A 12406-nucleotide genomic window follows, 5' to 3' on the forward strand; every position below is an offset into this window, starting at 1 on the left:
GCGCCTGACCCGCTATCGTCCCCGTGGGTCGAACACCTGTTCGACCCACGGGGACGCAGGGGGCGCAGTGACCAGGGACCGGGCTGCCGGCTGCACGGTGCTGCACGTCGACATGGACGCCTTCTTCGCCAGCGTCGAGGTGCGCCGGCACCCCGAGCTGGCCGGCACGCCGGTCATCGTCGGCGGGGTGGGCAACCGTGGGGTCGTCACCTCGGCCACCTACGAGGCCCGCCGGTACGGGGTGCACAGCGCCATGCCGACCTCCCGGGCGCTGCGCCTGTGCCCGACGGCCACCGTGCTCCCCGGCGACCTCGACCTCTACGCCGAGGTGTCCCGGTCGGTGATGGCGCTTTTCCGCTCCGTCACCCCGCTGGTCGAGCCGCTGAGCCTGGACGAGGCCTTCCTCGACGTCTCCGGCAGCGGGCGCCGGCTGGGCGACCCGGTCGCGATCGGGGAGTACATCCGCGCCCGGGTCTACGACGAGCAGGGGATCACCTGCTCGGTCGGGGTGGCCGGCAGCAAGTTCGTCGCCAAGCTGGCCTCCACCCGGGCCAAGCCCGACGGGCTGCTGGTGGTGCCACCGGCCGAGGTCATGGACTTCCTGCACCCGCTGCCGGTGGGCGCCCTGTGGGGCGTCGGTCCCAAGACCGAGGAGGTGCTGCTCCGGCTGGGCCTGCGGACCGTCGGCGACCTGGCGCACGTGCCGGCCCGGACCCTGCAGCGGGCGGTGGGCCAGGCGGCCGGCAGCCACCTGCACGAGCTCGCCTGGGGGCGGGACCCCCGGCGGGTGGTCCCCGACGAGCCCGACCGGTCCACCGGCGCCGAGGAGACCTTCGGCACCGACGTCGACGACCCGCAGGTGATCCACCGGGAGCTGCTGCACCTGGCCGAGCGGACGGCGGGGCGGCTGCGCTCGACCGGTCACCTGGCCCGCACGGTGACCGTGAAGATCCGCTTCGCCGACTTCACCACGATCACCCGCTCCCGCACGCTGAAGGTCCCCACCGACGTGGGCCAGGAGCTGTACGACACCGCCCGCACGCTCTTCGACGCCCTGGGGCTGGACCGGGCCCGCATCCGGCTGGTCGGGGTGCGGGCCGAGGGGCTGGTGGAGGCCGAGGCGACCGCCCGCCAGCTCGAGCTGGGGGCTCGCGAGCACGGCCGGCGGGACGCCGAGCTGGCCGCCGACCGGGCCGCCCGGCGCTTCGGGGCCGGTGCCGTCCGGCCGGCCACCCTGCTCGGTCGCCGGCAGGTCCCGGGCACCGGTCCGGTTGCGCGCGACCCGTCTCCGAGAACGCCCCGCTGAGCTGGCCGTCTGCCCGTCAGGGGTGCCGCGGGGTGCCGACCGGGGCATCGCCGGGAGTGTCGACGGCGACTCGCCTTTCGCAGGCCGCAAACGGCTCGTATCCTCGGTGTCACCGCGGGCGGACTGCCGCCGGTGGTTTCTTGCACTTGTACCTGGAGGTCGACGTGCCGCTCTCCGAGCACGAGCAGCGTCTGCTGGAGCAGATCGAGCGCGCCCTCGTCGATGACGATCCGAAGTTCGCCTCGACGGTCCGTACCGGCGACCGGCGACAGAAGGCCCGCCGCAAGCTCCAACTGGGCGCCGTCCTGGTGGTCATCGGCCTGGCCGTGGTGGTCGGCGGGGTGGCCCTGCCCAACGTCATCGTCGGCGTGCTGGGCTTCCTGGTGGCCTTCGGGGGTGCCGTCCTCGGGGTCCTGAACTACAAGGCCGCGACCGGCGTCGTGCCGGCCGACTCCGGCTCGGGTCCCGCCGGGCGTCCGGCGGGGGGCGGCCGCGGTGGCAGCAGCAGCGCGAAGCCGCGCCGCCAGCCGCTGAAGGGCCGCCTCGAAGAGCGTTTCCGCCGCCGCTACGACCAGTAGCGCGCGTCGGCCCACCCGCTGAGCCAGCAGCCGCCGTCCCGTCCGGGGACGGCGGCTGCTGGCCTCTCCGGGCGGCTCAGGCGTCGGTGGTCGCCGCGGTGTCGAACAGTGCGCTGACCGACTCCCCGTCGTGGATCCGCTGCACGGCCTGGGCGAGCGCGGGGGCCACCGACAGCACGGTCAGCTTCTCCGACGCCCCGGCCGGCACCGGCACGGTGTTGGTGCAGACGATCTCCACGACGTCGGCCTGGGCGCCGATCCGCTCCAGTGCACCGGCGGTGAACAGGCCGTGCGTGCAGGCCACCCGGATCGTGCGGGCGCCGGCGTCCCGCAGCCGGTCGATGAGCTCCAGCACGGTGCTGCCCTTGGCGATCTCGTCGTCCAGCACGATGACGTCGCGATCGGCGACGTCCCCGATGACGGCGCTGATGCTGACCCGGTCGTCGGCGTACCGCTGCTTGGCGCCCGCCGCGACCGGCACCCCGAGCCGGCGGGCGAAGGCCGCTGCCTCCTTGGCGTTGCCCAGGTCGGGGGAGACGACGGTGGTGCGGGAGAGGTCCAGGGCCCGGAAGTGGTCGGCCAGCTCCCGCAGCGCGTGCAGGTGGTCGACCGGCACGCTGAAGAAGCCGTGCACCTGCGGTGAGTGCAGCGTCATGGCCAGCACCCGGCTGGCCCCGGCGGCCACCATGAGGTCGGCGATCAGCCGGCCGCCGATGGAGATCCGGGGCGCGTCCTTCTTGTCCGACCGCGCGTAGGCGTAGTGCGGCATCACGACGGTGATCCGGGCCGCCGAGGCGCCGCGGGCCGCGTCGATCATCAGCAGCAGCTCGACCAGGTTCTCCTGCACCGGGGTGACCAGCGGTTGCACGAGGAAGACGTCACGCTCGCGACAGTTGGCCTGCAGCTGCACCTCGAGGCAGTCGTTGGCGAACCGGGTCTTCCGGACCGGCTGCAGCGGCACGCCCAGCTGGGCGCACATCTCCGCGGCGAGTTCGGGGTGGGCACTGCCGGCGAAGACGGCGATCTCACGCAAGGGGCACTCCGCAGGTGGGGGGAGCGGTGACGACGCCACCGACTCCGGCCACCGTAACCAGCTCCGGCTCCGCGGTCAGGCCGGGCGGGGTCGGCGGGGGGCCCGGGCGGCCGCCCACCGTGCGGCCGTCGCGAGCGTGGAGGCCGGCCACACCGCCGCCCGGACCCGCTGACCGCGGGAGGAGGACCGCAGCAACGCCCGCCGCACCGTCGTCAGCGCCTGGGTCAGCGTCGGGTCCGGTCCGGGCCGGGCCGCCGGCGGGCCGTACACCGAACGCTCCTGGGCCAGCGCCAGGGTCCGCACCGCCGGGACCGCGGCGGGGTCGGTGGCGGCGAGCCGCTGGGCCAGCTCGAGGGCCAGCTGGCGTGCCGTCGACGTGTCGGGCAGCTCGGTGCCCAGGTCGGCGGTGGTCGCCAGCAGCTCGTCCCACAGGGCGCCCGGCCGTCCGTCGGCCAGCCGGGCGGCGCGCTGACTGCGGCGGACGGCGAACGGCACCGCGGCCAGGGCGAGGACGACCAGGCTGCCCGCTGCCCCGAGCAGCCACGGCGTGAGCTGCTGCTGAGGTGCGGCCTGGGGCGCCAGCGGGGGCACGTACTGGTCGTCGCGGTCCAGCTCGGCGCTCGGCGCTGCCGGCAGCGGGGCGCCGGCGTCCGGCGTGGCCGGGTCCGGGGCGTCGTCGACCCCGTCCGTGCGGGGCGCCCAGGGGAGCTCCACGGCGCGGTCGGCGGCGATCGGGGTCGGGTCGAAGGGGATCCAGCCGATGCCGGCGAACCAGGCCTCGACCCAGGCGTGCGCGTCGTCGGTGGTGACCACCCGGTCGCCGTCCTCGCCGACCTGGCCGGGCGTGTAGCCCAGCACCACCCGGGCCGGCACCCCGGCTGCCCGGACCAGCACGGCCATGGCGCCGGCGTACTGCTCGCAGTAGCCCCGCTTGAGCCGGAGGAAGTCGGCGAGGTCGTCGCCGGTGGTGCCCTGGCTGGTGGACAGGCTGTAGGCGAAGCCGTTGGCCGGGTCGGTGAACAGGCCGAGCACGGCCCGGACCCGCTCGTAGGGCGACTGCGCCGGGTCGGTGAGCTGGTCGGCCAGGGCGGTGACGGTGGGGTCGAGCTCCGGCAGCGCCGTGTAGCGCTCCACCAGGGGGTCGCCCGGGACCAGCGGCGCGGCGGTCAGCTCGGCCGTGCTCGGCTGCGGCTGCTGGGCGGTGAACCGGTAGGCGAGCCCCCCGGTGGTCACGTCCCGGCCGAAGACGGTCCGGGCGGCGGGGTCGAAGCGCCAGTCCTCGTCCTCGGAGCCCAGCACCTGCACCGACAGCGGGGAGTCCAGCAGCGGGAGGAAGCGGTCGTCGTGCTGCAGCACGGTGACCCGAGCCGTCACCGCACGGCTGGACCGCGGGTCGGGGAGCGGCGCCAGGGGTCCGTCGGTCGCGATCGACTCCTGGCCGTCGAGGTTGCTCATCCGCCAGCCGACGTCGCCGCTGTACTCGTCCAGCGACACCGAGCGCAGGTACCCGGGGTCGGCCACCGAGGCGTCGACCTGCAGCAGGTCGATCGGCTCGGGCAGGGTCAGCTGGCCGGCCATCTCCGCCACCGGGTCCAGCGATGTGCCCACCCCGTTGCCGGTGCCCGCCCCGCCCAGCCCCGCCGCGAGCGAGCCCTCGGCCAGCATGGGGACGAACGCCGGCACCAGCAGGCCGGCGACCAGGGCGACCACGCCGGTGCGCAGGGCCGGCAGGGTGCCGGTGCCCATCGGCGACCCACTGCCACCCCGCGCGTCCCCGACCAGCCGCGCCCGCTGGTCGGCCCACAGCAGGACCGCGAACCCGGCCGCCGGGGCGGCGAAGGAGATCAGCGCGACCTCCCCGATCACGGTGCTCACCGGGACGCAGTAGAGGACCAGCAGACCGAGCCCACCCAGCGCCGGCTGGCGGGCGGGGACGGCGAGCAGGTCGACGGCCAGCGCGATCAGGGCGACGAAGACGGTGGTCAGCGCCACCAGCCCGGTCAACGGCAACGCCGGCGTGGCCTGCTCCTGGATCTCCGCGGTGCCGTCCCCGAGCAATCCGGCCAGGTCGGCCAGGCTGCCCAGCGTCGGCAGCACGCCCGCCCAGGCGCGCTCGGGTGTGAAGACGATCGTCAGGACGACGAGCACCAGGGCCACCTGGCCCAGCGGCACCGCCAGTCGGGCCGGGCCGGACCACCACGGGGAGTCGTCCGCGGCGGAGTCGACCAGCCGGTCCAGCAGCGCCCGCAGCGCCACCCCGCCCAGGCCGACGGCGGCCACCACCATCGTCACCGGCAGCAGCCACGTGCGGGCGGCGAAGACCGGGTCCAGCGCCAGCGCGCCCAGTCCGACGGCGACCGCGACCGCGATCCCGGTGCCCGGCCCGCCGCGGGTCGCCCGGGGCAGCTCGTCGACCTGACCGCTCACGCCGGCACCGGCCCTGCGACGCCGGCCCGGCTGCCGACCTGGCTCCACAGCTGCGCCACGCTCTGGTCCGGGCCGATCACGGCCACCTGCCAGCCGGCCGCGCGGAACAGGTCGCCGGCCTGCTGCTGCCGGGTGCACAGCTCCACCCGGGCGGCGGGGCCGAGCGCACGCCGGCCCCGGGTGGCCCCGCCGTCCAGCCAGCCCGCCGCGTCCACCAGCACCGCGACGTCCCGGCCCGGGCCCGACCGGGCACGGACCAGCGCCGCGACGTCCTCGGGGTCGACGAGGCCCAGCAGGCAGATTGCCGGACCGTCGGCCCCCGACCGGCGCAGCGCCTCCACCCCCAGCTGCAGCCCGGGCTGGGGCGCACCGCCCAGTCCGGCGAGTCGCTCGAGCAGCTCGTCCGGGCCCAGCTGCCCGCGGCCGAGGGCCGGGGTGAGCTCCCCGCCGTCGGTCACCACGCGCAGGGCTGCGCCCCGGCGCAGCAGGTGGGTGCCGATGCTGGCCGCGGCCTCCACCACCCACTCCAGGGTGTCCTGCGGCGGGGCCGGGTCACCGGCTGCACCGTCGACGCTTCCCCCCAGCAGGTGGACGGTCGACCGGGTGTCGACGAACACGGTCGCCGCGGCTCGCCACGGGCGCTCCTCCAGCCGGACCATCAGCTCGCCGGTGCGGGCGGTGGCGCGCCAGTGGACCAGGCGCAGGTCGTCGCCGTAGCGGTACTCCCGGGTGCTGACGTCGTCCTCGCCGTGCACGGCGATCGAACGGCGGGCGCCCTCGCCGCCGTCGCCGCCGGCGCCGGTCAGCGCCCCGCCACCGGACAGCGGCACGACCCGGGGGAGCACCAGCAGGGCGGCCGTGTCAGTGCCGGTCGCGGTGCGCAGCACCAGGCCGAAGGGGTCGACCAGCCGCAGGCTCAGCGGCCCGAGTGTGTACCGGCCCCGCCGGGAGCCGTGCAGCCGGTACCGGAGCGGGGCGGTGCTGCCGCTGAGCAGCCGCTCCACGACGAAGCGCGGCCGGGGGCCCAGGTCGACCGGCAGGTGCTCGGTGAGCAACCACAGGCCGCCCGGGCGCCGGTCGGTGTTGGCCACCTCCAGCAGCACGTCGGCGGACCCGCCGCGCGGCAACCGGGCCGGGGTGACGGTGCGCCGGGTGGCGACCCGGAAGCGCTGGCGGGCGACCCCGACGGCCGACACCACCGGCAGGGCGAGCACGAACACGGCCAGCTGCACCAGCGCCCGCTCGCCGAGCAGGGCGCCCAGCGCGGCCAGGGTCAGCCCGGCGGCGACCAGGCAGCGGCCGCGCAGGGTGAGGGAGGACGCGGCGTCGGCGATCCGGGTACGGGCCATGGGCGGGGTGTCCGTCTCTGGGGTGGGCCGGCTCAGCGGCCGCCGTGGACGGGCACGGTGGCGAGCAGGTCGGTGACCACCCGCTGTGCGTCCCGGCGCGCCAGCGCCGCGTCCGGGGTCAGCAGCAGCCGGTGCGCCAGCACCGGCACCGCCATGGCCTGCACGTCGTCGGGGAGCACGTGGTCGCGACCGGCCAGCGCTGCGGTGGCGCGGGCGGCGCGCAGCAGCTGCAGCCCCGCCCGGGGTGAGGCACCCAGTCGCAGGTCGGGGGAGCGGCGGGTGGCCTCGACCAGCGAGACGACGTACTGGCGCAGCGGCTCGGCGACGTGCAGCCGGCCCACCGCAGCCACCAGGGTCCGCACGTGCGCGGCGTCGACGACCGGGGTGAGCGCGGTGAGCGGGTCGACGGTGGCCCGTTCGCCGAGCATCGCCAGCTCGGCGTCGCGGTCCGGGTAGCCCATCGAGACCCGGGCGGTGAACCGGTCGCGCTGCGCCTCCGGGAGGGGATAGGTGCCCTCCATCTCCAGCGGGTTCTGCGTCGCGACCACCATGAACGGCCGGGCCAGCTCGTAGGTGACGCCGTCGACGGTGACCTGCCGCTCCTCCATGCACTCCAGCAGGGCCGACTGGGTCTTCGGCGAGGCCCGGTTGATCTCGTCGGCCACGACCACGTTGGCGAAGACGGCGCCGGGCTTGAACTCGAACGCCCGGGACTCCTGGTCGTAGACGGCCACCCCGGTCACGTCGCTGGGCAGCAGGTCGGGGGTGAACTGGATCCGGCGCACCGTGCCGTCGATGGTGCGGGCCAGCGCCTTGGCCAGGGTGGTCTTCCCGACCCCGGGGACGTCCTCGATCAGCAGGTGGCCCTCGGCCAGCAGCACGACCAGCGCCAGCCGGACGACGTCGGGCTTGCCCTCCACCACGCGGCCGATCGCCTCGGCGAGCTGCGCCCCCTCGGCCGCCACGTCGACGTCGGTCTCCGGCTGCGTCGCTGCGGCGTCCTGGCCGGTGTCGTGCCGGGGTGCGGAGCGCAGCTCCGTCGTCCCCCGGTCCGACCGCAGCTCTGCCGTGCCCTCGGTCACCCCGCTCACGGTACGTGCTGATCAGCGGCGTGCACGGGCGATGCCGTCCCGATGCCGTTCCGCTGCCGCACCGCGCCCCGGAGGTGGCCGGTGGGGCGCGGTGGAGGAGAGGGGGCGACACGGCGAGGAGTGGTGTCCAGTGGGGGCCAGTGGGTTACTGTGTCGCGCAATGGGGAGGCTGGGGCCACGGACGGTGCCCGGCACGACCACAGGAGGACTGATGCAGGGGGTGATCCGGTGTTCGTCGGCAGCTACCCCCTGCGTCTGGACGAGAAGGGCCGGCTCGCCCTCCCGGTCCGGTACCGCGAGCTGGTGGCCGACGGCATGGTGATCAAGAAGGGCCAGGAGCGCTGCGTCTACGGCCTGACCATGGCCCGGGTCGCCGAGCAGAGCGCCGCGCTGAAGTCCATGGCGCCGGCCGACACCAACGCAGGCCGCATGCACGCCCGGATGAGCTTCGGCTCGATGGTCGAGGTCGAGGCGGACAAGACCGGCCGGATCACCATCCCCGCCACCCTGCGGGAGTACGCCGGCCTGGACCGCGACGTCGTCGTCGTCGGGGTCGACACCCGCTTCGAGATCTGGGACTCCGGCACCTGGGACGCCTACGTGGCCGAGCAGGAGGCGGTCTTCGCCGCGATGGAGAGCGAGGGGATGCCGACCCTGTCCTGAGTCGACCTCCACCCACCCCACCACCGACCGCACCACCCCGAACGCCCCACCCCGCCCCACCCCTGGACGAGCCGACTTCCCCGCGGCTCGACCGGACCCGGACCGCGAGCCGACTTCCCCCCGGCTCGACGTCCACCGCACCGACCGCCCCACCCGCCCAGCTGCCCCAGCTCGGCTCCACCTGGTACCGCTTCCCCGGCGCCAGGCGAGCCGGGCGGGGCAGCGGGCCGGGGCAGGGCGCTCCTCCCGCCCCACCGGCACTCCACTGCCCACCACCCACCCCACTGGGCCCCACCCCTCGCCCAGCCCACCCCTGCGCCCGGAGAGGAACTCGTCGATGAGCAGCCCCGAGGCCGCCGGGCCCGCGCTGCACGTCCCCGTCCTCCTCGACCGGGTCACCGAGCTGCTCGCCCCCGCGCTGAGCGCACCGGGCGCCGTCCTGGTCGACTGCACGCTCGGTCTGGCCGGCCACTCCCTGGCCCTGCTGGGGGCCCATCCGGGGCTCCGGCTGATCGGCCTGGACCGGGACCCCGACGCCCGCGCCGAGGCCGCTGCCCGGATCACCGCCGCCGGCCACGCCGAGCGCGCCACCCTGGTGCCCGCCGTCTTCGACGAGCTGCCCGACGTGCTGGCCGAGCTCGGCGTCGACGAGGTGCAGGGCGTGCTGTTCGACCTCGGCGTCTCCTCCCTGCAGCTGGACCGCCCCACCCGCGGGTTCAGCTACTCCACCGACGCGCCGCTGGACATGCGGATGGACCCCACCGGGCCCCGCACCGCGGCCGACGTGGTCAACACCTACTCCCGGGGCGAGCTGACCCGGGTGCTCAAGGTCTACGGCGAGGAGCGCTTCGCCGGCCGGATCGCCGCCGCCATCGAGCGCGAGCGCGCCCGGGAGCCGTTCACCGGCACCGCCCGGCTGGCCGAGCTGGTGCGCTCCTCGATCCCCGCCGCCACCCGCCGCACCGGTGGACACCCGGCCAAGCGGACCTTCCAGGCCCTCCGGATCGAGGTCAACGACGAACTCGGGGTGCTCTCCCGCGCCCTGCCCGCCGCCATCGACGCGCTCGCGATCGGTGGCCGACTGGTCGTGATCAGCTTCCACTCCCTCGAGGACCGCATCGTGAAGCAGACGCTCGCCGCAGAGGCCACCGACCGCACGCCGCCCGGCATGCCGGTCCCGATGCCCGAGCACGCTCCGGTGCTGAAGCTGGTCACCCGGGGCGGTGAGGCGCCCGGTGACGCCGAGCTCGCCGTCAACCCACGGGCCGCCTCGGCGCGGGTCCGGGCCGCCGAACGCCTCCGGCGGGCAGCATGAGCCAGCCGGCGCGCTCCGCCCCGCGGAGCAGCAGCCCCCGCACCTCCACCCCGCGCACCCCGACGCCGCGCACCCCGCACGGCAGCACCGCCCGCACCGGGGCGACCCGCGCGGGCACGGCCCGGACGACGACCGCCCGCACCACGACCGCCCGGACCACGACGGCCCGGACCACCGGCCGCGCGACCACCGGCCCGGTGCACGTGCCCCGGGTCGCCCCGCCCCGGCGCAGCGGACCGGTCCCGAGTGGTCCGCAGCTGCGGCTGGTGCCGCCCAGCCGGCCGACCCCGGCCCGCGCGCCCCGCGGCAGCCGGCGGGCGCTGCTGCGCGGTCGCCGGGCGCCGTTCGTCGTGGTGCTCGTCGCCCTGCTGGTCGGGACGACGCTGGGCCTGCTCCTGCTCAACACCGCGATCGCCGTGGACTCCCTGCGCGCCACCGAGCAGCGGGTCGCGATGGCCGAGCAGGCCAAGGAGGTGGCTCGACTGGAACAGCAGGTGATCGCTGCCGACACTGCTGCCGAACTGGCCCGCGCCGCTGCCGCGGTCGGGCTGGTCCCGCCGGGGGACGCGGCGCACCTGGTGCTGCAGCCCGACGGCAGCTCCGTCCTGCTGGGCAGCGCCACGCCGGCGACGCCCCCCGTCGAGCCGGAGGCCGCCGACCAGGAGGCCACCGACCCGGAGGCCACCGCCACGGAGTCCGGCTCCACCACCGATCCCGCGCCGACCGACCCCCTGCCCGCCGACGCCGCGTCGCCGACCCCCGGGAACTGATCCGTGCCCCCTGCAGGTCCACTGCCGCCGAACCGTCCGGTCGGGGCCCGTCGCACCCCGGCGCGACCCAGCGGCCCGGCCGGGCGCGGTGCGCCGCTGTCCCGTCGCGAGCCCGGGGCGCGGCGGCTCCACCCGCTGGGGCTGGCGGAGCGGGACCAGCGCAACCGCTGGGGGCTGGCGTTCCTGATCACCCTGCTGGTGGTGGTCGTCGGCAAGCTCGTGGTGCTCCAGGGGGTCGACGGGGCCGCCTACGCGCAGGCCGCCGCGAACGACCGGATGCGCACGTACCCGATCGAGGCCGTCCGCGGGGAGATCACCGACCGCAACGGCAAGGTGCTCGCCTACTCGGTGGACGCCAAGCGGGTGACGGCCGACCCGACCCTGGTCTCCGACCCCACCCGCACGGCGCTGGCGCTGACCACGCTGCTCGGTGTCCCGGTCGACGAGCTCGTCGAGAAGCTCTCCCGGGAGGGGCGCTACGTCGTCCTGGCCGATGAGGTCAGCACCGACGTCACCGACCAGATCCGGGAGCTCCCGGCCTCGACGCAGGCCGGCCTGGTCTTCCAGGACGACCCCGTGCGGCTGTACCCGGCGGGCGCGGTCGGCGGGCAGCTGGTCGGCTTCGTCGGCAAGGAGGGCAACGGCCTCGCCGGGATCGAGCAGACCTTCGAGGACGTGCTGGCCGGGATCGACGGTGAGGAGCGGATCGAGGTCGACGGCGTCGGCAACCCGATCCCCTCGGGCATCGACGACACCCAGCCGGCCACCGACGGCAGCACCGTGCAGCTGACGCTGGACCAGGACCTGCAGTTCGTCGTGCAGCAGACGCTGGACGCCGCCTGCGCCGACGAGGCGACGACCACGGCGTCGGCCGTCGTCCAGCACGTGCAGACCGGCGAGGTGGTGGCGATGGCCTCCTGCCCCGGCTACGACCCGGGCAGCTACAACACCACCGACCCGGACCTGCTCGGCAACCCGGTCCTCTCCGAGGTCTACGAGCCCGGCTCGGTGCTGAAGGCGGTGACCCTGGCCGCCGCGATCGAGGAGGGCAAGGCCACCAAGGACACGGTGCTGAACGTCGACGGGCACATCCAGGCCGGGGACGTCGTGGTCACCGACGCCCACGACCACGAGCCGATCGACTTCACCGTCACCGGGATCCTCGCCAAGTCCAGCAACGTCGGGTCGATCATGCTGGCCCGGGAGGTCGGCGACAGCACGTTCGAGGAGTACCTGCGCCGCTTCGGGCTCGGGTCGACCACCGGCATCGAGCTCCCCGGGGAGAGCGCCGGCATCCTGGAGGACTCGGCGGACTGGACCGAGAGCCGCGCGGCCAACGTGCCGATCGGTCAGGGCGTGTCGGTGACCACCCTGCAGATGGCGTCGGTGTACCAGACCCTCGCCAACGACGGGGTGCGGATCGAGCCGCGGGTGGTCTCCTCGGTGACCGCCGAGGACGGCACCGTCACCGACGTGCCGCAGCCCGAGGGCGTGCGGGTGGTCAGCGAGTCCACCGCCGACCAGCTGACCTACATGCTGGAGGCGGTGGTCGGGCCCGGGGGCACTGCGCCACTGGGCGAGATCGACGGCTTCCGGGTCGCCGGGAAGACCGGCACCGCCCAGCGGGCCAACCCGGAGACGGGCAGCTACGCCGGCGGTGGCTACTTCACCACCTTCGTCGGCTACGCCCCGGCCGACGACCCGCAGTACGTGGTCGCCGTCGACCTCGAGCGGCCCACCAGCGACGCCGAGGGCGGCCAGGTCGCCGCCCCCGTCTTCGCCGACGTCATGCGGTACGCGCTGATCTCCGGCGGCGTCGTCCCCTCCGGTGCGCCGCGCCCGGACTTCACCCTCACCGCCCCCTGAACCCGTCG

General features: G+C 75.6%; 10 protein-coding genes. 6 read left to right on the top strand and 4 right to left on the bottom strand.

Annotation, left to right across the window (positions count from 1 at the left end):
• Positions 1-67 precede the first annotated feature (67 nt).
• Positions 68-1306: a DNA polymerase IV gene (locus O2W53_RS06455; protein ID WP_269162178.1), complete on the top strand. Its 1239-nt coding sequence runs from the start codon at positions 68-70 to the stop codon at positions 1304-1306.
• A 140-nt stretch (positions 1307-1446) separates the two neighbouring features.
• A complete protein-coding gene (locus tag O2W53_RS06460) occupies positions 1447-1884 on the top strand; it encodes a DUF3040 domain-containing protein (protein ID WP_269162179.1) in 438 nt (145 codons plus the stop codon).
• Positions 1885-1960: 76 nt separating this feature from the next.
• Here O2W53_RS06460 and O2W53_RS06465 read toward each other — a convergent pair whose 3' ends face one another.
• The 4 genes from O2W53_RS06465 to O2W53_RS06480 form a co-directional block, all read right to left on the bottom strand.
• Positions 1961-2917 carry a ribose-phosphate diphosphokinase gene (locus O2W53_RS06465; protein ID WP_269162180.1) on the bottom strand — a complete coding sequence of 319 codons (957 nt, stop codon included), beginning with the start codon at positions 2915-2917 and terminating at the stop codon, positions 1961-1963.
• 75 nt (positions 2918-2992) lie between these two features.
• The gene (locus O2W53_RS06470; protein WP_269162181.1) at positions 2993-5344 is read right to left on the bottom strand and encodes a transglutaminase family protein; all 2352 of its coding nucleotides are present in this window, start codon (positions 5342-5344) and stop codon (positions 2993-2995) included.
• A complete protein-coding gene (locus O2W53_RS06475; protein WP_269162182.1) occupies positions 5341-6693 on the bottom strand; it encodes a DUF58 domain-containing protein in 1353 nt (450 codons plus the stop codon). Before O2W53_RS06475 ends, O2W53_RS06470 begins: the two co-directional genes overlap by 4 nt.
• 32 nt (positions 6694-6725) lie before the next feature.
• Positions 6726-7775, bottom strand: coding sequence for an AAA family ATPase (locus O2W53_RS06480; RefSeq protein WP_269162183.1), 1050 nt, complete (start codon positions 7773-7775; stop codon positions 6726-6728).
• Between the two features lie 237 nt (positions 7776-8012).
• Here O2W53_RS06480 and mraZ point away from each other — a divergent pair, with 237 nt between their 5' ends.
• The 4 genes from mraZ (at position 8013) to O2W53_RS06500 (ending at position 12398) form a co-directional block, all read left to right on the top strand.
• Positions 8013-8447 carry a division/cell wall cluster transcriptional repressor MraZ gene (mraZ, locus tag O2W53_RS06485; RefSeq protein ID WP_036340702.1) on the top strand — a complete coding sequence of 145 codons (435 nt, stop codon included), beginning with the start codon at positions 8013-8015 and terminating at the stop codon, positions 8445-8447.
• Between the two features lie 337 nt (positions 8448-8784).
• Positions 8785-9762 (top strand): 16S rRNA (cytosine(1402)-N(4))-methyltransferase RsmH, encoded by a 978-nt coding sequence (gene rsmH / locus O2W53_RS06490; protein ID WP_036340705.1) that lies wholly within the window; start codon positions 8785-8787, stop codon positions 9760-9762.
• The gene (locus tag O2W53_RS06495; RefSeq protein WP_269162184.1) at positions 9759-10532 is read left to right on the top strand and encodes a hypothetical protein; all 774 of its coding nucleotides are present in this window, start codon (positions 9759-9761) and stop codon (positions 10530-10532) included. The genes rsmH and O2W53_RS06495 overlap by 4 nt, the downstream gene beginning before the upstream one ends.
• 3 nt (positions 10533-10535) lie before the next feature.
• The gene (locus O2W53_RS06500; RefSeq protein WP_269162185.1) at positions 10536-12398 is read left to right on the top strand and encodes a peptidoglycan D,D-transpeptidase FtsI family protein; all 1863 of its coding nucleotides are present in this window, start codon (positions 10536-10538) and stop codon (positions 12396-12398) included.
• Positions 12399-12406 lie beyond the last annotated feature (8 nt).

Source organism: Modestobacter sp. VKM Ac-2978, assembly GCF_026968025.1.
GTDB lineage: Bacteria > Actinomycetota > Actinomycetes > Mycobacteriales > Geodermatophilaceae > Modestobacter.

Excerpts from the sequence above, each read along its gene's own strand:
- O2W53_RS06475 (WP_269162182.1), bottom strand. The coding sequence starts at position 6,693 with ATGGCCCGTACCCGGATCGCCGACGCCGCGTCCTCCCTCACCCTGCGC.
- rsmH (WP_036340705.1), top strand. The coding sequence starts at position 8,785 with ATGAGCAGCCCCGAGGCCGCCGGGCCCGCGCTGCACGTCCCCGTCCTC.
- O2W53_RS06495 (WP_269162184.1), top strand. The coding sequence starts at position 9,759 with ATGAGCCAGCCGGCGCGCTCCGCCCCGCGGAGCAGCAGCCCCCGCACC.